Source organism: Desulfurobacterium thermolithotrophum DSM 11699 (assembly GCF_000191045.1).
Taxonomy (GTDB): Bacteria; Aquificota; Aquificia; order Desulfurobacteriales; family Desulfurobacteriaceae; genus Desulfurobacterium; species Desulfurobacterium thermolithotrophum.
Genome location: NC_015185.1, coordinates 1,223,013 through 1,241,844, shown reverse-complemented (window position 1 = coordinate 1,241,844; position 18,832 = coordinate 1,223,013). Strand labels below are relative to the sequence as shown.

Sequence of the window (18,832 nt, the reverse complement as noted above, 5' to 3'; positions counted from 1 at the left end):
GCCCTTAACGGGCCTTCTTTACGAGCAATTCTCTTTTGGATATTTCAGATTCGAGTCTTTGGCGAGTTTCTGTTTCCTCTTCAGAAAGAGAGGATAGTTTTTCTTTTAGTTCAGAAATCTCATTCTCGATTATCTCTATGTTAACTTCTTCTGGTTCATAGATATCTTGAACACCTATTCTAATAATTTCAGGCTCTATCTGAACAAATCCATTAAAGAGAAGTTTAACTGTTTCTTTTCCTTCAATATCTTTAAATCTTACAAATCCTGCACTAATTGAATAAAACTCAGGTTGGTGACCTGGCAAAACTCCAAGGTCACCATCATCTGTTTCTATGTAAACTTCCTTTGCCTTTGCTTCAATATGCTTTCCAGTTGATGAAGCTATTAAAAGTTCCATCTCTGTTGGAATTCCTTTAACGGTAGCCATTTTTTCACTCCTTAAGCCTTAGCTTCGGCTTCCTTCATAAGCTTTTCACCCTTTTCAATTGCTTCTTCTATGTTACCGACCATGTAGAAAGCGTTTTCTGGAAGGTGATCAAGCTCACCACTAATGATTTTCTCAAAGCCTTCTATTGTCTCTTCAATTGTTACGTATCTACCTGGCATACCTGTAAAGACTTCAGCAACGTGGAATGGTTGTGTAAGGAAGAGCTGGATTCTTCTTGCTCTGTGAACAACAAGCTTATCTTCTTCTGAAAGCTCTTCCATACCAAGGATAGCAATAATTTCAAGGAGTTCTTTATATCTTTGAAGATACCTTTGGACTTCCCTTGCAACTCTGTAATGTCTTTCTCCAACGATTTGAGGATCGAGCATTCTTGATGTTGATTCAAGTGGGTCAACAGCCGGATAGATACCCTGCTCGGCAAGTGCCCTTGAAAGAACTGTTGTAGCATCAAGGTGAGCAAAAAGTGTAAATGGAGCTGGATCAGTAAAGTCGTCAGCAGGAACGTAAATAGCCTGAACAGATGTAATGGAACCTTTATTTGTTGAAGTAATTCTTTCCTGGATAGCACCTACTTCAGTTGAAAGTGTTGGCTGGTAACCAACTTCTGAAGGAATTCTTCCAAGTAGAGCTGAAACCTCAGAACCAGCCTGAATAAATCTAAACATGTTATCAACAAAGAAGAGAACGTCTCTTCCTTCAACATCTCTAAAGTATTCAGCCATTGTAACACCAGTCATTGCGACACGCCATCTGTTTCCAGGTGGCTCATTCATCTGACCGTAAACAAGAACGGTGTTTGGAAGAACGCCAGACTCTTTCATTTCAAGCCAGAGGTCTGTACCTTCTCTTGTTCTTTCTCCAACACCAGCAAATACGGAAAAACCACCATGCTTCATAGCAACGTTGTGGATAAGTTCCATGAGAAGAACTGTCTTTCCAACTCCAGCACCACCAAAGAGTCCTGTCTTACCACCTTTTGCGTATGGTTCAAGAAGGTCTATAACTTTAATACCTGTTTCAAAAATTTCTGCTGTAGATTTTTGTTCTGTAAGAGGGGGAGTTGGTCTATGAATTGGCCAGTATTCTTCAGCCTCTACCGGACCTTGTTCATCAATAGGCTCCCCAACAACGTTGAAAATTCTACCTCTTGTAGCATGTCCAACAGGAACCTTCAAGTAGTCTCCTGTATCAATTACTTCCATTCCTCTTTTAAGACCTTCAGTAGCACCAAAAGCTACACATCTAACCCTTCCTTCACCAAGCTGCTGGTGAACTTCAAGCATAAGATCTCCAGTTGTTATCTTACCATCCCATGTAATTTGCTTAACGTTTGGAACTTTTAAGGCGTGGTAAATTTTTGGAAGATGGCCATCAGGGAACTCAACATCTATAACAGGCCCAACAATCTGAACGATTTTTCCTTTATGTTCTGCCATATCTATCCTCCTAATTATTTCATTGCTTCGATAGCTGTTGTGATTTCGATGAGCTCCTTCGTAATTGCAGCCTGTCTTGCTTTGTTGAAGGAAATAGTGAGCTTTCTAATAAGGTCTTCGGTATTCTTTGTAGCATTATCCATTGCTGTCATTCTTGCTGCATGCTCAGATGTTTCAGATTCTTTTAAGGCCCTAAGAACTATGGAAGATACGTAAGATTTAACAGCTTCTTCAACTACAGATTCATCAGGTCCTACTGTATATTCAGCAATAGGAGTTCCTTCTGGGATTTCAACAGAAAGAGGAAGAATTCTTTCAAATGTTACTTCTTGATTAAGTGCATTTACAAATCTATTGTAAACAAGATAAACTTCATCAAAATACTCAGAAATGTAACCAAGATATAAATCTTCACTTATTTCATTTGCAAGAGGAAGACCTATTCTTCTGAAAATATCTCTTATCTCTTTGCGAACTTTTAAATCTGAATATTTTGAAAAGAATTGACTTGCTTTATTACCAACGGTTGTAAGACTTATTTCTATGCCATTTTCCATCTTTTCGCGAGCAAAATTATTAACAGCTCTAATAATATTTGCGTTAAAAGCTCCACAAAGTCCTTTATCTGAACTAAAAACGACAAGTTCAATTCTTTTAACAGGTCTAACTTTAAAGATGGAATGAATTGCTGGATTTTCTCTCAAGTAAAGTCCTTCGACGATACCTTTCATCACTTTAGCATAAGGCCGGACATTAAAAAGGTCAGCTTGAGCTTTACGGAGTTTTGCAGCGGACACCGCTTTCATTGCAGCGGTAATCCGCTTTGTACCTTTCAAACTCTTTATCTTAGCTTTTATTTCTCTCATTCCAGGCATTTTTTACCTCACTGGTTAAGCTGTAAATGTAGCTTTAAACTCCTTAATCGCTGAGTGGAGCTTTTGAGTTAACTCATCATCAAGCTGCTTTTTCTCCAAGATTTCATTAAGGACTTCAGAATACTTAGCATCCATAAATGTGTAGAGCTCTCTTTCAAACTTTGTAACAGCTTCAACTGGAATATCGTCAAGGTATCCATTAATTGCAGCAAAGAATGCAACAATCTGCTTTTCAACAGGAATTGGGCTGTAAGGTGGCTGCTTGAGAAGTTCCATCATTCTTCTACCACGCTCAAGCTGAGCTCTTGTAGCAGGGTCAAGATCTGAAGCAAACTGTGAGAAAGCTTCAAGTTCTCTATATCTTGCAAGCTCAAGTCTTAGCTTACCAGCAACCTGCTTCATAGCTTTAATCTGAGCTGCACCACCAACACGGGATACAGAAAGACCTACGTTGATGGCTGGTCTTTGACCTTTGTAGAAAAGATCTGTTTCAAGGAAGATCTGACCATCAGTAATAGAAATAACGTTTGTAGGAATGTAAGCAGAAATATCTCCAGCCTTTGTTTCGATTATTGGAAGAGCTGTCAGTGAACCAGCTCCAAGCTCATCATTAAGTTTAGCAGCACGCTCTAATAGTCTTGAGTGGAGATAGAAAACGTCTCCAGGATAAGCTTCCCTTCCTGGTGGACGTCTGAGGAGAAGGGACATTTCCCTGTAAGCAACAGCTTGTTTTGAAAGGTCGTCATATATGATAAGTGCGGCTCTTCCTGTATCTCTAAAGTATTCGGCAACTGTAACAGCTGAATATGGGGCAAGGTATTGGAGAGCAGCAGGATCAGAAGCAGTAGCAGCAATTACAATTGTATAATCCATAGCTCCGTGTTCTTTAAGGAGCTGAATTGTCTGAGCTACTGTTGACCTTTTTTGGCCTATTGCACAATAAACACAGATAACGCCTTCTCTTTTCTGGTTGAGGATTGTGTCTATAGCAATCGTTGTTTTACCAGTTTGTCTATCACCAATAATTAACTCCCTTTGTCCCCTACCAATTGGAATAAGAGCATCAATAGCTTTAATACCTGTTTGAAGAGGCTCATGAACAGGTTTTCTTGTAACAAGGCCAGGAGCAATACGTTCTACTGCTCTTCTTTCAACGTATTCAATGTCTCCTTTACCATCTATTGGTCTTCCAAGAGGATCAAGAACTCTTCCGATGAGTCCATCACCTACAGGCATATCAAGAATTCTACCTGTTCTTTTGGCTTTACTTCCTTCTACAATACCTCTACCTTCACCAAGAAGAACAACACCAACGTTGTCTTCTTCAAGGTTGAAAGCCACACCCTCAGTACCGTCTTCAAATTCTACAACTTCACCGTACTCTACATTTTCTAAACCGTAAACTCTTGCAACACCGTCACCTACTTTGATTACTATACCTGTTTCATCAAGCTTAACAGATGCTTCAAACTCTTCAATCTGTTTTCTTATTAGTTCTGAAATTTCCTCTGCTCTGATTTGCATCTGCATCCCTTCACCTCACTAATTTTTTTATGTTAATCTACTATTGCCTTTTTAAGTGTTTCAAGCTGTGTCTTGATAGAGGCATCAAGTACTTTATCGGCAACCTTTACTATGAATCCACCTATTAGGGAGGGATCAAGTTTTACACTTATTTCTGCTTTTTTACCAAAGAGTTCTTCTATTTTAGCCTTTATCTTAGAGAGAGTTTCTTCATCAATTTCTACAGCACTCACAATTTCAGCCTTGATCTTTCCAAGACGGAAATCAACAAACTTTTCAAATTCAGACGCAAATTCTCTCAGTATACCGAGCCTATCTTTTTCTGCCATGAGAAGAAGAACTTTCTTTAGCTCTTCAGTAACCTCTACCTTTTCTAAAACTTGCTCCACCAGTTTCTTCTTTTTCTCTGTAGGAACAACAGGACTCTTGAAGTACCTGATAGCTTTGTCGTCAAGTAGAGTAAGTAAAGTTTTTACCTCTTCATTAACCTTTTCAAGCTTTTCATTTGGTAGAACATCAGCTAAAGCTTTTGCATACCTTCTTGCAATTCTTACTTCCAGTCTCAACTTGATCCCTCCTAAAGCTTTTGAAGGCTGGATTCAATAAGTTTTTTATTGGATTCAACATCTATAGCTACTTTCAACTTCTCTTCAGCTAATTCAACTGCTTTTTTAGCCGCAAACTTTTTAAGTTCTTCTTTAGCCTTGTAAATTTCCTTCTCAATTTCTTCGTCAGCCATCTTTATAACTCGCTCTGCGGCAATCTTTGCTTCGGCGATAATCTGCTGCTTTTCTTTTTCGGCTAATTCCTGTGAGTACTTGATAATTTTTTCTGCTTCTTCCTTAGCTTCCTGAGATTTCCTTTCAGCTTCTTTCAAAAGATTAAGAGCTTCTTCCTTTTCCTGCTTAATTTTTTCAAATCTACTTACAACAGAATTAATGCCATCGGAAATAAACCTAGAGATTGGTTTCTTAAGTAAGTAGTAAAGAATTGCTATTAGTATTACAGTGTTTACTGCTTTCCAAAATAGAAGATGAGACCCTTGTTCCATCTTACCCCCTTTAAGCAGCCTTTTTACCTAAAATTTTTCTGACTATTTCTTCAGCTATTTTTTCAGCTTCGGATTCAAGCTTTTGCCTTTCTGTTTCGAAAGCACCCCATATTTCTTTCTTAGAATTTTCAATTTTTGCAGTTGCTTTTTCATGAGCTTCTTTAAGAATCTTATCTCTTTCTTTTTTAGCTTCTTTTACAGCTTCTTCTACAAAAGTCTTAGCTTTGACTTTTGCTTCATTTAAGACCTGGTCTACTTCCTTTAAAAGAGCTTCAGCTTTAGCTCTTAGTGCCTCTACTTCAGAGTGATGAACTTCCAGTTCTTTTTCTCTTTCCTCCATAAGATTTAGAAGAGGTTGAAAGAGAAACTTGTTGATAAGAACCATGAAAATGAGGAAGTTTACTGCCTGAACCACAAGAGTCCAGTCAATAGCTACAAGACTTCCTTCCATATCCCTTCTCCTTCCGTAGTTATTTCACCTCCTCCCAGGAGGAGCTCGTTACTATAAAATGCACACACCTGTCCTGGTGCAGGTGCATCAACTTTCGCTGCTAATTTTACACAAAAAATTCCATTTTTTAAATAGTCTATTTTTTCTACTTCTACAGGTTTTGAACGATACCTAATTTGAACCTGAATAGTATCAAATTTTTTAACAACTTCATAGTCTAAGTGCCAGTTAATATTTTTAACGTAGATGATATCTTTCTGTATCTCTTTTTTTTCTCCTACAATAACTCTGTTCCTTTTAGCATCTATAGAAATAACATACAAAGGTTTAGTATAGGAAATTCCAAGCCCTCTCCGTTGACCAACAGTATATTTGTAGTACCCTTTATGTTTTCCAACAGGAGTTCCATCTATTAGAACAAAAACTCCTGGCTTAGGTTTTATAAACTTTTCAAGAAAATTAACGTAATGTCCTTCAATAAAGCATATATCTTGACTTTCACTTTCAAAGGGAAATCCAAGCTCTTGAGCTCTTAATACCACTTCTTCTTTTGTAAAGTTCCCTAATGGTAAAAGTAACTTTTGAAAAACAAATTTTTCTACGAGGGATAAAAAGTAAGATTGTTCTTTTCTTTTATCTTTTCCGCGTAAGATCAGATTCTTTTTCCACTTGTCAAAGTAACTAACTTTTGCATAGTGCCCAGTTGAAATGAAATCTGCTTTTAATTCCTTAGAGAGTTCGTACAGATACTTTAACTTTATATCTTTGTTGCAGATGGCACATGGATTTGGGGTTAAACCTTTCTTGTAGTATTCAATAAAGTGGTTTATAACCTTCTTTCTAAATTCATCAGATAGATCGATAACTGTTAATCCTAAACCAAGAATGGAAGCACTTTCTTCTGCTTTCTCAGTGGAAATATCAGGAAGAACTTTAAAGTAAACAGGAAACACCTTAAATCTTTGTTCCTTTAGAAGGTAAGCAGTATAAAAGCTATCTATCCCTCCGCTGAATCCAAGAATAACCTTTTTCATAATTCCTCCTTTTTGCAGCTGAAAGTCCTGCTTTTAAGATCAGAAAGGAAACTACATTTTAAATTTTCCAAACTACGAAGAAACAGCCGTCCCAGTGGAATTCCGATGTAGCGGTGTTACCACATTGTAGCATGATTGATGATAGAGAAGTTATACACGCCATTAGACAAAAAAGAAGGGCGCCTACCGGCGCCCCTTTCATCTTTGGGGAGGAGGGAGGGGGATAGGGGTCTATATTAATAATAGTTCTTATTAACAATTTGTCAAGGAGGTGTTCGAGTTCAATACATGGTGGACACCTTGAGAATTTCTAAACCATGTATTTGAAGCAGGAATTTCCTAATAGTTGCTAATTTATGATACAATCATACATTGATTAAAATTCAAGTATTAATGGGCAAGGAAATGAATCGTATTGATTTCTTAAAATTGCCATCAGCCGACATTATGACTGTCACTGTATTTGTTTTGATCATAGTCTTAATCGTACTATTTTTTCTGTTAGCAGGTATAATAAAAGAATATCTAAGAGAAAAAAACTTAAGGATTTCTTTTTTCAAAGAAGCTTTAGAAAGATCTTTAACAAAAGAAGAAGCCGCAGTGCTTTGGAATTTTTCTAAAAAGATGGGAAGAGATCCTTTTCTTTCTTTAGAATTCAAAGCTCCTTTTGAAAAAGTTGTTGACTTGTATATTAAAACAGACCCAAATGCAAAAGAAGAAATAATCCAAGACATGAGAACGAAATTGGGTTTCGACTTTGTACCCTATTTCGTTCCATTAACAAGTACAAAAGATATAGAGTTATTTCAACCTGGAAAACTTTATGTAGATAATTTAAGCTTTGATGTGGCTCTATTTGATAAAGATGAAAGATTTATGTATTGGGCAATAATTGAAGAAATTCCCTCAAATCTTAGCCTGATAGAAAAAAAGGTAAAAATATCTTTTATAAGAAAGAATGATGGTATATATGCTTTGGAAGGAACTGTGAAAGAGACCTATATAGATAACGGAAAGCTCGTGCTTAAAATTCCTCATACATTTGAGCTTACTAGATATCAAAGAAGAGAATATGCAAGGGTAGAAGTGGAAATAGATGGACTCTTAGGAATTTATGATAAAAGAGAAGATAAAATAATATGGTATAAAGGAAAAATTGTTGATATTAGTGCAGGGGGATTGAAGTTGTGTATTCCTATCTCTGAATTAAAAGAAGAAATTACTCCAATGACAGAAGTGGTAGTGAAGTTTCAACTTAGTGGTAAAGATTTTCCAATACGATCAGTAGTTGTAAACGTTTATCCGAAAAGATATTCTACATGTTACGGAATCAAGTTTGAAAAAATTAAACCTGAAGATCAGGAATTTATTCACGATTTTGTCAAGAAAGAACAACAGAAATTAGCACAACTTGCTGTAAAGAATAAAACTTAGAGGTTTAAATGAAATTACTTAATTTACTAATAGAAATTAAAAAGAAAGAATTGGAGATAGAAAAAAGGAAGCTTTTTCTAATTGAGAAAAAAAAGTCAGAACTTGAAGCAAAACTAAAAAAATGTAAAGAAGAACTTGAAGAAACAAAAAAACTCGATGTGGAAAATATATTAATTCTTTCTCTACGAACTACTTTTCAAAATCAACTTTTAGAAGATATCGAAAATTTAGAAAAACTTATAATTAGTATTGATAGAGTTTTTGAAAAACAAAAAGAAAAAATTTTCACAATAAATAGTGAGATAAAGCTTTTAGAAAAGAAAAAGAAAGCAGAAACACTTAAGATACGTAAAAAAGAGGATATTTTAATAGAGAGGTTTGTAAATGAGGTTCTTAGTTACCCTCGTTCTGTTTAGTTTTATATTTAGCTTATCTGCTTGGGGACAAGAGATAGAGAAACATGAAGCTCAGAAAGAAATAGAAAGATTAAAAAAACTAAAAGTAGAAGTTCAAAGACTTCTTGAAGAGAAAAAAAACTTACTAAAAAAGATAGAGGAAGAAAAGAAGCAACTTGAAGAAGAAAAAAAGGCCTTTGAGAAAAAAATTAAAGAAATAGAATCTGAGAGATATAAAAAACTTGCACAAATTTTCGAGAAAATGGATCCTGAAATGGCAGGTCAGAAGTTATCAAAATTTTCCGATCCTAAAGAAGCAGCGTATATTATTTACAATATGAAGCCACGTAAAGCAGGAAATGTTCTAAACTATGTAGATCCAGACATAGTAAACAAAATAGTTGAGATTTTAACAAAGGTAAAAAAACAAAAAGCTGAAACTAAAAATTCAAAATAATTTCTTTTTTTTGTAAACTTTTGCAAGTATTTTTGCTATTGCTTGGTAAAATTCTTCAGGAATGAAACTACCAATATCACAGCTTTCATATAGAACTCTTGCAAGATAGGGATTTTCTTCTATAGGTATGTTATGTTCTAATGCTATCTTTTTTATCTTTAAAGCAATGTTGTCTACTCCCTTTGCAATAACTTTTGGAGCATGCATTTTTCCTCTTTCATATCTTAAAGCAACTGCGTAGTGAGTTGGGTTTGTAATAACAACGTCAGCTTTAGGAATTTCTGCCATCATTCTTTTCATAGCTATTTCTCTCTGTTTTCGTCTAATAGCAGATTTTATAAGAGGATGACCTTCATACTGTTTTCTTTCTTCTTTAATTTCCTCTTTTGACATTTTAAGATTTTCCTCGTATTCCCATCTTCTAAATAAGAAGTCAGCGGCAGCAATAGGAAGGGATAAAAGACCAAAAATAAAAAAGAGCAAAAGAGTATACTTAAGCATTAGTATTATTTGGTTGTTTAGTGATATAAAACTTAAAGAAAAGAAGTCCGATAAAATGTATTTTCCACTAAAGTAACCAACAGCTAAAGCTATAATAAGCTTTAGAGTATTTCTAAAGGTTTCAAATAGAGTTTTTAAGGAAAAAAGTCGACCTAAACCCTTTATTGGATTGATATTATCAAGCTTTGGAAGTAGTGGTTTTAGGGAAAAGAGAAAACCAAACTGGATTATGTTTGAGAAAATGCCTCCTAGAAAAAGTACAAGGAAAACTGGTAAAATTAATAGCGCGAAAGTTTTAGCAGAGACTAGATAATTATTCCATAAGTTTACATTGTTGGATGTTCTAAAATCAAAAGTAAAAAGTTGTAAAAGTTTTTTGTATGCAAACGGAATATAAAAGTAAAGTAATGTGGAAGTTATTAAAAGTGTAAATGCTATTGGGATGTCTTGGCTTTTAAGAACTTGTCCTTCTTCTTTTGCTTTCTGACGCCGCCGAGGAGTTGCCTTTTCTGTTTTTGAGGGATCTTTTGCCATTTAATGCCCTAGGATTTTTATTAGGTTTATTATATCAGTAGAGAGTTTTTCAATTAAATATTTAGATGAGTAAATAAGAATAGAAAATCCCGTGGATAAAAAGAATAGACCTATAAAAATTTGAAGAGGTAGACCAACTATGAAAACATTTATTTGAGGTATCAGTCTATTAACAAGAGCTAAGATTAAGTTCGTAATGAAAAGAGTAATAATAAATGGAAAAGCTATTTTAAAACTTAAGAAGAATATAAGTTTTGACTCTTTGAGAAAAAAGTACAGGAGAGAATCTGAAAGATGAAAGTTTCCTATAGGAATTATTTTAAAGCTTTCTACAAAAGCAGCTATAAAAATTTTATAGGCATCTGTAAAGAAGAAAACTACATAAAATATATAAACAAAAAATCTACTTAGTACCGATATAGAACCAAATGTTGAATCAAAAATGTTGACTATCGTTAAACCCATTGAGTAGCTTATGAGTTCTGCTGCATGAATGAAAATAGAAGAATATATAGTAGTTAAAATAGAAAAACTGATACCAAGTAATACTTCTTTTATAACTAGCAAAAAGAAACTTAGAAGATCTATTTTTGTTATGTCAATCATTTGTGAAGGTTCTATTATTTGTGAAAGATAAAAAGAGAAAGCTAAAATCAATAAAATTCTAATGTTTAGAGGAATAAGTGTAGTTGAGATAAAAGGAAAAGCAAGAAAAAAAGAAGCAACTCTGACAAAAGTCAAAAGAAATAAAGAAAAAGTATGAATATCTAATATTTCTGTCATTTCACTACATTTATAAGAAATTGGAAGTTTTCTTTCGTATAGTCAATAAGCTTTATCAACATCCAACTACCAAAAATAAATAATGCCAAAAGTGCTGCTACGATTTTTGGAATAAAAGTAAGAGTCATCTCATGTATTTGTGTTGCTGCTTGAAAGATACTAATAATTATTCCTACTAAAAAGGTCGTTAAAAGAACTGGCATTCCTACAAGAAGTGCTATTTCAAGCATTTTTTGACCTAAAGTGATTACCTGATCTACTGTCATCTGTAACTCAATATGATTGATTTTATTAAGAGTTCCCAACCATCGGAAAGAACAAAAAGAATTAACTTAAAAGGTAAAGATAACATCATGGGGGGTATCATCATCATACCCATAGACATTAAAATGCTTGCAACTAACAAGTCTATAACAATAAAGGGCAAAAAAATAACAAAAACCACTTCAAGAGCAGTTCTTATTTCACTGACCATAAAAGCAGGAATTAAAGTTAACATAGATATCTCCTGAGGAGAAGAAGGTTTTTCATTTCTTATATCTAGAAAGAGCTTAAGGTCTTCCTTTCGGGTATTACGAAGCATGAAATTTTTTATAGGTTCAGAAGCCCTTTTTATAGCTTCTACATCACTTATTTTTTTATTAATGTAAGGTTGGATTGCTAATTCATCTATTTGTTGAAAAGTTGGAGCCATAGTAAAAAGTGTAAGGAATAAAGAAAGAGCGATTATTACCTGATTAGGAGGAGTCTGAGGAGTACCTAGAGCATGTCTAAGAAGAGAAAGAATAATAACTATTCTCGTGAATGAAGTTACTGTTATAAGTATTGCTGGAGCAAGACTAAGAATAGTGATGAGAAAAAGAATTTTTAAAGTGATATCAAGATTTCCTAATTGCGGTAAAAAGTCATTAACTGTTTCTCCATAAGAAGTAGAAATATATAAAAGATTAATTGCTATCGCTACTATCGCTACTTGGCTGTATTTCTTCATTTTTTTCCCATTCTTTTAGCTTATGCATACCATTTTTGTCGTAACCTAAGAGGATTTTTGTTCCGTAAGCAGAAACTACAATAAATCCTTTTTCTTTGTCTAGAGGTTTGTAATCTTCTATATCTATTATAGAACTTTTTTTATAAATTCCTTTGAAAGAAAGAATTCTATTTGCTGCATAGTAAAGGACAAGAAGAAAAAAAATAAGTAAAGCCGAGGATAAAAGAAACTTTGTGACATTTTCATCAAACAAGATCAACCAACCTCAAGCTGTACTTATCATTAACTATTACTAGTTCTCCAATACCAAACTTTTGACCATTTAAGTATACATCTAAGTAATCTTCAAGTTTTTTGTCAAATTCTATTAAATCTCCTTCTTTAAGTTTTAGTATCTTATTTAGAGTTAGAAACTTTTTCCCGATACAAAGAGAAATACTTAAACTTACATCTTTAAAGTCTTCTAGCCTTTTATCTTGCTTAGTCATGACTCTAACCTGTTTGTATTATGAACTCTGTAAAGTATACGTTTTTTACTCCACCAAGAGGAAGTATAGCGTTAACTCTTTTTGCTATTTCTTCTTTAAGAAATTCAATTCCTTCTGGTGTTCTAATTTCTGAAGACTTTTTAGTAAGTAAAAGAGTTGTAATAGCATCCTTAATTTCAGGAAGTCTTTTTTGTGCTTCTGCCTGTATTTTTTGGTCTTTGAGTTCAAGAACTATAGAAACTTTTAAATATCTTTCAATATCTGTATCAGCAAGATTTACAACAAAAGTTCCAAGATCAAACATAACTCCTACTTTTTCTGTGGCTTTAATTTCTTCAATAATCCTTTGAGCTTGCTTTTCTTGAGATTCTACTTTCTTCTTATCTAAAACAAGAAACTTGTAAGCTACTCCTCCTCCTATTCCTAAGAGCAGGAGTAATACTATTAAGATTATAAATTTTTTCTTTCCACTACCTTTTTGTTCTTGCTCTTGCTTTTCTTCTTCCGCCATTAATACTCCATATGTTTAAAATTTCTTTTTATTAATTATCTCTTTATATTCATTGTTTCCTGAAGTATTTGATCATCAGTTGTAATAACTCTTGCATTAGCTTGGTAAGCTCTTTGAGCTGTAATAAGATTGATAAACTCACTAGCAATATCTACGTTAGACATTTCAAGCATTCCACTTCTAACTTTAGAAATTACTCCGCCTGGCATTATAACAGGAGTAAATGTTTGTACATTTGGAACATAGAGCCAATTTCCTTTTCTTACAAGCATTTCCTTATCTTTAAAAGTAGCTACTGCAAGTCTCGCAATATCTTTTACTTTACCATTAGTATAAGTTGCTCTAATTGTACCATCTTCACTAACGGCAACAGACATAATGTCCCCTTTGCTATTTCCATCCTGCTGAGCATAAAAGATGAAATCAGAAGCTACTTGTTTTAAATCATTCCAAAAAGAACTGATATCAATTGTATTTTTATTGTTTACATCAGGACTCGTCATTGTGTCATAGGAAGTAGTTATTGGACATTTAACAGGATTATCTACAGTTCCTGTGAGTGTAGCACCTGAAGAAACAGGTTCTACATAATCCAAAGTTATTTTTTCAATACTCGCATCGTCAAATGTAATTTTTCCTGAAGTGTAATCTATTTCTCCAACTATATTTCCATTACTGTCAAGGATATTTCCTATGTAGTGAGTTTCTGTGGTACCTCCCACATCTACAGTAATTGTTCTAACCACACCACTATCATGAAAGTTAACAAGAAACTCGTCATTATTCTTTTGGATCTTTTTAATATGTAAACTTCCAATAGCCGCAGTTAGTCCACTAACATCAAACTCTCCTGCTGATTTCGTTATATCAGTATCATATTTATAACTTACCTGATATCCTGCTTTTAAGGAGTCGGTTATTAATTTTCCTTGGTCATCGAACTGAAACTCAATGTAGGAATATAGGTTATCGTTAATAGTATTATCTGCAAACTTTAGTTTGATAGGTACAATAGCACCATCAACAGTTGAGTATACTCTCCATGTATTACCATCTACCTTTTGGAAGTAATAGGATAAACTGTGTGGATTGCCAAGAGAATCATATATAGTAACTGTGTTAATATATGAATAACTATTTGCTTCAGAAGGATCAAAACCTATGTGAGAAAAATTACTACCGATTTCTGCTTTATCGTTTTCCATTTTAGTTGCATCCTCAACACGGGAATCTAAATTAGAAGGAGATTCGAATTTTATCTCTGTAGTTTCTTTTGGAGGCATATCCATAGGAATATTTATTGCTCCAACTGCTCCTGCTAAATTACCTTGTTCATCAAGCATCCATCCCTGAACTTTCATTCCTAACATATTAATTAAATCACCGTTAGCATCTAGTCTAAATTCTCCATTTCTTGTGTAGTATGTAACACCTGTTTCATCTTTCACCATGAAGAAACCTTCACCGTCAAGTGCTAAGTCTAAAGGATTATTTGTATTCATGAAGGTTCCTTGGCTAAAATCTTTAACAGTAGTACTTATGAAGGTACCACCACCAATTTCCTGATTTACAGGAGCTCCATTTTTAAAAGTAGTAAGGCTTCTCGCAAGAAGATCTTCAAAAACAGCATTTTCTTTTTTAAAACCAACAGTATTAACATTTGCAATATTATCAGAAATTACTGAAAGCCAGGTTTTATCAGCATTTAATCCAGTAAAAGCTGTATAAAAAGATTGAAGCATTTTATCCTCCTATTCCGATAATTTTATCTAAAGGTATTGAAGAAACATCGGTAACAGCATATATACCGTCTTTATCTTTTCTTATCTGATTAACATAAGCTAAGCTTTTTACTGTAGCATCAACTGGAACACCTTGGTTTGTAGCTTCGACAAAAACAGTATAATAGCCATCTGTAAGATTAGGATTGTTAATCTCAATAGGATACTCTTCTCCAGCTGAAAGATTTGAAAAAACTTTTTCTTCTACGATATTACCCTCATGATCAAGTATTGTAACCTTTACAGAATCAGCCGGAGAAGACAAAGAAAAGGAAGCATAACCTGTACCATTTTGTACATACGTTTGATTTCCTTCATATTCAACTAGCTTTCCTATAAAATTAGAAGCAAAAAATAAAGACTGCGATTGCAGTGTAGAAACAAATGTTTGTATATTTGATTCAAAAGAGTTTAAAACTTCTAATTCTTGTAGTTTAACAGCGTTATTGATAAACTCACTAATATCTTTTGCGTTGAGAGGATCTTGCCATTGAATATCAGCAAGAAGGACTTTAAGAAAATCCTCTTGAGACATTTTTGAATTGTCGTAGTTTGCATCAACAACTTGGGGTTTTTGATCTCCGGAATAGATAAAATCACTTGTTATTCCATCTATAGCCATAGTGATCTCCCTCTATTTTTATATATTCTACCAAACTTTTTAGTTCTTTCAAGCTTTGAGAGAAAGTAACTTTTTCGTTAAAAGATTGTTTTATGAAATTCTCAATAGCAGGATAGACCTTGATAGCAAGATCTATTTTTGGAGATGTTCCTTTCTTATAGAGACCAAGGTTAATAACATCACTATTGTTTTGATAAGTACTTTCAACGTCTAGAACAATAGATTGATACTTTAGAACTTCTTCGTTAACAAGTTGAGGGGTTAGTCTACTTATACTCTTGATTATATCTATTGAAGGAAATACTCTTCTATTGGCTAATTCACGAGAAAGAATTATGTGACCATCTAAAAAACCTACTGCAGCATCTGCTACAGGATCAAGTGAAATATCATCTCCCTCAACCAAAACTGTATAAATTCCAGTAATACTTCCTCCATCCGTAAAGTTACCTGCTCTTTCTATAAGTTTAGCCATTGTAGAAAATACAGAAGGAGTATAACCTTTTGACGTTGGAGGTTCTCCTACTGCAAGACCTATTTCTCTTTGTGCCATTGCTAACCTTGTAAGAGAATCTACAAACAATAAAACATTTTTTCCTTTGTAAGAAAAGTATTCAGCAATTGCACAGGCTGTAAATGCAGCTCTTATTTTTGCAAGCGGAGGATGATCAGATGTAGCAACAACTATAACAGATTTTTTCAGTCCTTCTTCTCCTAGATTATCTTCAATAAACTCTCGAACCTCTCTACCTCTTTCTCCAATAAGAGCAACAACGTTTACGTCTGCTTCTGTAAAACGAGAAATCATTCCCATAAGTGTACTCTTTCCAACACCTGCACCTGCAAATATTCCTATTCTTTGTCCTTTACCAACAGTAAGTAATGCATTAATAGCTCTAACACCAAGATCAAGAGGTTCTTTTATTCGTTTTCTTTTCATTGGATTGATTGGTTCAGCTTTTAAAGGAACAAAGTCAATAGGTACAAAACTTTCTGCATTCATAGGATTTCCAAAAGGATCTAGCACAAGTCCTAAAAGACTATCTGAAACTCCTATTTTCAAACCTGAGATTTTTGATTCGATGATACTACCTAAACTAATACCGGTAGTATCACTATAAGCCATCAAGAGAGTTTTTCCTTCTTTAAATCCAACCACTTCGGCTTCTATCGTGTTATCTATAGTACAAAAATCTCCAATGTGTACTTTAGGCAATTTTGCTTCAACTATGGGACCTCTTACTCCAGAAACCTTCCCTATAACTCTATACTTAGGAAGACTTTTTAATCTCTCTTTCAATTTCTTCTCTTAGGAGGTTTAATTTTTCTTTAATCTTTGATTCTATTGAAAAGTCCTTAAATTTTACAGAAAAATCATTATTTGCTAGGTTTTCACTAATCTGGACTCTATCAAATTTAATATGTTTTGAAAGTTCTTTTCCTACTTCTATTTCAATTAAGTCTTCATCAGGAAATTCTTTTAAGAGTTCCTCTATTTTTTTTGCCACATAGGAAGAATTTGTAGGATTTATATATAAGAATTCTAATATTTCAGCGATGGAGGAAATTATAACTTCTTCTACTTTTTTTAAGAATTCTTTATATTTTTGACTAATTTCCTTTTCTAAATTATTAAGGTCTAGCTGTAAAGAATCTAGTTTTTTCTGATATTGAGATTGTAAATTTTGTAATTCCTCCTGAAAAGAGATTTTAAGTTCTTCTTTTGCTTTTAGAAAACCTTTTTTAAATCCTTCTTCAAATGATTTTTTCTTTGCTGACTCAAGCTCTGCTGAATGTTTTTTCTGAATTTCTAGAAACTTTTCCTGAAAAATTTTTTCTATTTCTTCAGTTGCTAACCTTTTAGATTCTTGATTTTTTTCTTCTTCTGATTCTAAGAGTGGAGAAAAATCTTCAAGATCTATCATTTACTTATCCCTTCTTCCCTTATCCATTTACTAATTACATTGGCAACCAATTCAGGATGTTCTTTTGCAATTTCTACTATCTTAATATAGAGAGGATCCGATTCTATGTGAAGTTCTTCTAATTCTTCTTTATGTTCAGCTCGAGCTTTCATTTCTGCCATCAAAGTCTCAGGAATTTCAGGTTGTTGTGGTTCTGTCTTTTTAGACTTTAAAAGCTTGAGTGCAATTATTCCTACAAGAATAAGTGTAAGTAAACCACCACCAGCAGCTATATAAATCCATGGAAATTTCTTTTGGGATTTTTCTTTCTGCACAAATTGTTTAGCTTCAAAAGGAACACTTGCAACCGTTACGGTATCTCCTCTCTTCGGGTCATAACCAATAGCGCTTTTTACTATTTCTTCATAAGTTTTTATTTCTTCTTGGGAGCGGGGAACAAACTTGATTATTTCGTTTCCTGCTTTATCTTTCTCTTTTTGATACTTTCCATCAACAAGAACACCTACACTTATCCGTTTTATTTTGAAAATAGGAGTTATCGTTTTTTGTATAGTCTTTGAGACATCGTAATTTGTAGTTACATCCTTCTTTTCTTTTTTTAGAATTTCATTTCCTTGATTTAAGTTTAGAACAGGGGGAACATTTGTTGTCGTTCCAGGGACTCCTTGTTCCTTAGGTTTTATACCTGTTTCTTTTTCTTGAATTTTTCTTTCACTAACAACAGCAGTCATATCGGGATCATAGAGCTCTTCCTTCTTTTCTAACCTACCCGTTTCTATTTCTACAGAAGCTCTAACAACAACCTTTCCACTTCCTAAAACTTGTGAAAGCATAGATTGAATTTTTCTTTCTATTTCTTTTTCTAACTTTCTCTTTACCTCTAATTCTTTGGAACTCCCAGTCTCATCTTCATTTCCACTTAGAAGATCTGTAAGGACTCTTCCTCTATTATCAATAACAGTGACATTTTCAGGTTTTAAACCAGGGACTGCATGAGAAACAAGAAAAACGATAGCTTTTACTTGTTCTTTTGTAAGTTCTCTACCGGGCCAAAGATTTACAAGGATAGAAGCTTTAGGTTCTTCAGATTCTCTAACGAATATTGAGTCTTTAGGGAGCGCTATATTTACTTTTACATCCTGAATAGCATTTATTCTTTTTATTGTTCTCTCAATTTCACCTTCAAGAGCTCGCAAGAATTCGACATTTTCTTGAAATTGAGTTATTCCTAGCTTAGGTTCATCAAATAGCTCAAAACCTACAACTTTCCCATGAGGTAATCCTTTTGCTGCAAGTTTAAGCCTTATGTCATAGACCTTTTCCTTTGGAACAAGAATAATACTTCCATTTCCTTCAACTTTATAAGGAATATGTTCCTCCTGTAGAACAGAAAGAATAGAACCAGCATCATCAGGACTTAAATGTGTATAAAGAACCGCGTAATCTTCTGTTGTACTTTGTTTTATAGCGATAAATGCAAGAAAAGAAACAAGCGTTAAAGCAGAAAGAAGAAGAATTACATTCTTGGGGTTAGCATTCTTCTTAAAAATTTCTTGTACTTTTGTTTGAATTTCTTTTATGTTCACCT

At 33.8% G+C, this 18,832-nt stretch carries 23 protein-coding genes; 3 read left to right on the top strand and 20 right to left on the bottom strand.

Features of this window, described 5'->3' with window-relative positions:
- Positions 1-4 precede the first annotated feature (4 nt).
- Genes DESTER_RS06425 through mnmA form a run of 8 tightly spaced genes read right to left on the bottom strand, consistent with a single transcriptional unit; the run spans position 5 to position 6,840 of the window.
- Positions 5-430 carry a F0F1 ATP synthase subunit delta/epsilon gene (locus DESTER_RS06425; protein WP_013638841.1) on the bottom strand — a complete coding sequence of 142 codons (426 nt, stop codon included), beginning with the start codon at positions 428-430 and terminating at the stop codon, positions 5-7.
- A gap of 11 nt (positions 431-441) precedes the next feature.
- Positions 442-1,887, bottom strand: coding sequence for a F0F1 ATP synthase subunit beta (gene atpD / locus DESTER_RS06420; protein ID WP_013638840.1), 1,446 nt, complete (start codon positions 1,885-1,887; stop codon positions 442-444).
- A gap of 14 nt (positions 1,888-1,901) precedes the next feature.
- Entirely contained in the window at positions 1,902-2,762 is an 861-nt protein-coding gene (atpG, locus tag DESTER_RS06415; protein ID WP_013638839.1) for an ATP synthase F1 subunit gamma, read from the bottom strand.
- Positions 2,763-2,777: 15 nt separating this feature from the next.
- Positions 2,778-4,292, bottom strand: coding sequence for a F0F1 ATP synthase subunit alpha (gene atpA / locus DESTER_RS06410; RefSeq protein WP_013638838.1), 1,515 nt, complete (start codon positions 4,290-4,292; stop codon positions 2,778-2,780).
- 26 nt (positions 4,293-4,318) lie between these two features.
- Positions 4,319-4,852 (bottom strand): ATP synthase F1 subunit delta, encoded by a 534-nt coding sequence (gene atpH / locus DESTER_RS06405; RefSeq protein ID WP_013638837.1) that lies wholly within the window; start codon positions 4,850-4,852, stop codon positions 4,319-4,321.
- 11 nt (positions 4,853-4,863) lie between these two features.
- Complete coding sequence (locus tag DESTER_RS06400; protein WP_013638836.1) at positions 4,864-5,337, bottom strand: F0F1 ATP synthase subunit B; 474 nt, start codon at positions 5,335-5,337, stop codon at positions 4,864-4,866.
- A 10-nt stretch (positions 5,338-5,347) separates the two neighbouring features.
- Entirely contained in the window at positions 5,348-5,788 is a 441-nt protein-coding gene (locus tag DESTER_RS06395; protein WP_013638835.1) for a F0F1 ATP synthase subunit B, read from the bottom strand.
- On the bottom strand, positions 5,770-6,840 hold the full coding sequence (mnmA, locus tag DESTER_RS06390; RefSeq protein ID WP_274530085.1) for a tRNA 2-thiouridine(34) synthase MnmA: 1,071 nt from the start codon (positions 6,838-6,840) through the stop codon (positions 5,770-5,772). Before mnmA ends, DESTER_RS06395 begins: the two co-directional genes overlap by 19 nt.
- Before the next feature lie 387 nt (positions 6,841-7,227).
- Here mnmA and DESTER_RS06385 point away from each other — a divergent pair, with 387 nt between their 5' ends.
- Genes DESTER_RS06385 through DESTER_RS06375 form a run of 3 tightly spaced genes read left to right on the top strand, consistent with a single transcriptional unit; the run spans position 7,228 to position 9,108 of the window.
- Positions 7,228-8,256 carry a flagellar brake protein gene (locus DESTER_RS06385; RefSeq protein WP_148223781.1) on the top strand — a complete coding sequence of 343 codons (1,029 nt, stop codon included), beginning with the start codon at positions 7,228-7,230 and terminating at the stop codon, positions 8,254-8,256.
- An 8-nt stretch (positions 8,257-8,264) separates the two neighbouring features.
- Positions 8,265-8,672 (top strand): hypothetical protein, encoded by a 408-nt coding sequence (locus DESTER_RS06380; protein ID WP_013638832.1) that lies wholly within the window; start codon positions 8,265-8,267, stop codon positions 8,670-8,672.
- Positions 8,641-9,108, top strand: coding sequence for a MotE family protein (locus DESTER_RS06375; protein WP_013638831.1), 468 nt, complete (start codon positions 8,641-8,643; stop codon positions 9,106-9,108). Before DESTER_RS06380 ends, DESTER_RS06375 begins: the two co-directional genes overlap by 32 nt.
- On the opposite strand, the gene flhB is transcribed toward DESTER_RS06375, so the two are convergent.
- The 12 genes from flhB to fliF are packed head-to-tail and all read right to left on the bottom strand — an operon-like array spanning position 9,100 to position 18,830.
- Complete coding sequence (flhB, locus tag DESTER_RS06370) at positions 9,100-10,143, bottom strand: flagellar biosynthesis protein FlhB (RefSeq protein ID WP_013638830.1); 1,044 nt, start codon at positions 10,141-10,143, stop codon at positions 9,100-9,102. The genes DESTER_RS06375 and flhB overlap by 9 nt on opposite strands.
- Positions 10,144-10,926, bottom strand: coding sequence for a flagellar biosynthetic protein FliR (locus DESTER_RS06365; RefSeq protein ID WP_013638829.1), 783 nt, complete (start codon positions 10,924-10,926; stop codon positions 10,144-10,146).
- Positions 10,923-11,192: a flagellar biosynthesis protein FliQ gene (gene fliQ, locus DESTER_RS06360; protein ID WP_013638828.1), complete on the bottom strand. Its 270-nt coding sequence runs from the start codon at positions 11,190-11,192 to the stop codon at positions 10,923-10,925. The genes DESTER_RS06365 and fliQ overlap by 4 nt, the downstream gene beginning before the upstream one ends.
- A complete protein-coding gene (fliP, locus tag DESTER_RS06355; RefSeq protein WP_013638827.1) occupies positions 11,189-11,917 on the bottom strand; it encodes a flagellar type III secretion system pore protein FliP in 729 nt (242 codons plus the stop codon). Before fliP ends, fliQ begins: the two co-directional genes overlap by 4 nt.
- Positions 11,874-12,176 (bottom strand): hypothetical protein, encoded by a 303-nt coding sequence (locus tag DESTER_RS06350; protein ID WP_148223780.1) that lies wholly within the window; start codon positions 12,174-12,176, stop codon positions 11,874-11,876. The genes fliP and DESTER_RS06350 overlap by 44 nt, the downstream gene beginning before the upstream one ends.
- The gene (locus DESTER_RS06345) at positions 12,163-12,405 is read right to left on the bottom strand and encodes a FliM/FliN family flagellar motor switch protein (RefSeq protein WP_013638825.1); all 243 of its coding nucleotides are present in this window, start codon (positions 12,403-12,405) and stop codon (positions 12,163-12,165) included. Before DESTER_RS06345 ends, DESTER_RS06350 begins: the two co-directional genes overlap by 14 nt.
- 4 nt (positions 12,406-12,409) lie before the next feature.
- Positions 12,410-12,916, bottom strand: coding sequence for a flagellar basal body-associated FliL family protein (locus DESTER_RS06340; protein WP_013638824.1), 507 nt, complete (start codon positions 12,914-12,916; stop codon positions 12,410-12,412).
- Positions 12,917-12,951: 35 nt separating this feature from the next.
- Positions 12,952-14,658, bottom strand: a complete 1,707-nt coding sequence (locus tag DESTER_RS06335) for a flagellar hook protein FlgE (protein WP_013638823.1) — start codon at positions 14,656-14,658, stop codon at positions 12,952-12,954.
- A gap of 1 nt (position 14,659) precedes the next feature.
- Positions 14,660-15,319 (bottom strand): flagellar hook assembly protein FlgD, encoded by a 660-nt coding sequence (locus tag DESTER_RS06330; RefSeq protein ID WP_013638822.1) that lies wholly within the window; start codon positions 15,317-15,319, stop codon positions 14,660-14,662.
- The gene (locus DESTER_RS06325; protein WP_013638821.1) at positions 15,294-16,619 is read right to left on the bottom strand and encodes a FliI/YscN family ATPase; all 1,326 of its coding nucleotides are present in this window, start codon (positions 16,617-16,619) and stop codon (positions 15,294-15,296) included. The genes DESTER_RS06330 and DESTER_RS06325 overlap by 26 nt, the downstream gene beginning before the upstream one ends.
- A complete protein-coding gene (locus tag DESTER_RS06320; protein ID WP_013638820.1) occupies positions 16,591-17,244 on the bottom strand; it encodes a FliH/SctL family protein in 654 nt (217 codons plus the stop codon). The genes DESTER_RS06325 and DESTER_RS06320 overlap by 29 nt, the downstream gene beginning before the upstream one ends.
- Positions 17,241-18,830 (bottom strand): flagellar basal-body MS-ring/collar protein FliF, encoded by a 1,590-nt coding sequence (fliF, locus tag DESTER_RS06315; RefSeq protein WP_013638819.1) that lies wholly within the window; start codon positions 18,828-18,830, stop codon positions 17,241-17,243. The genes DESTER_RS06320 and fliF overlap by 4 nt, the downstream gene beginning before the upstream one ends.
- Positions 18,831-18,832: the final 2 nt, after the last annotated feature.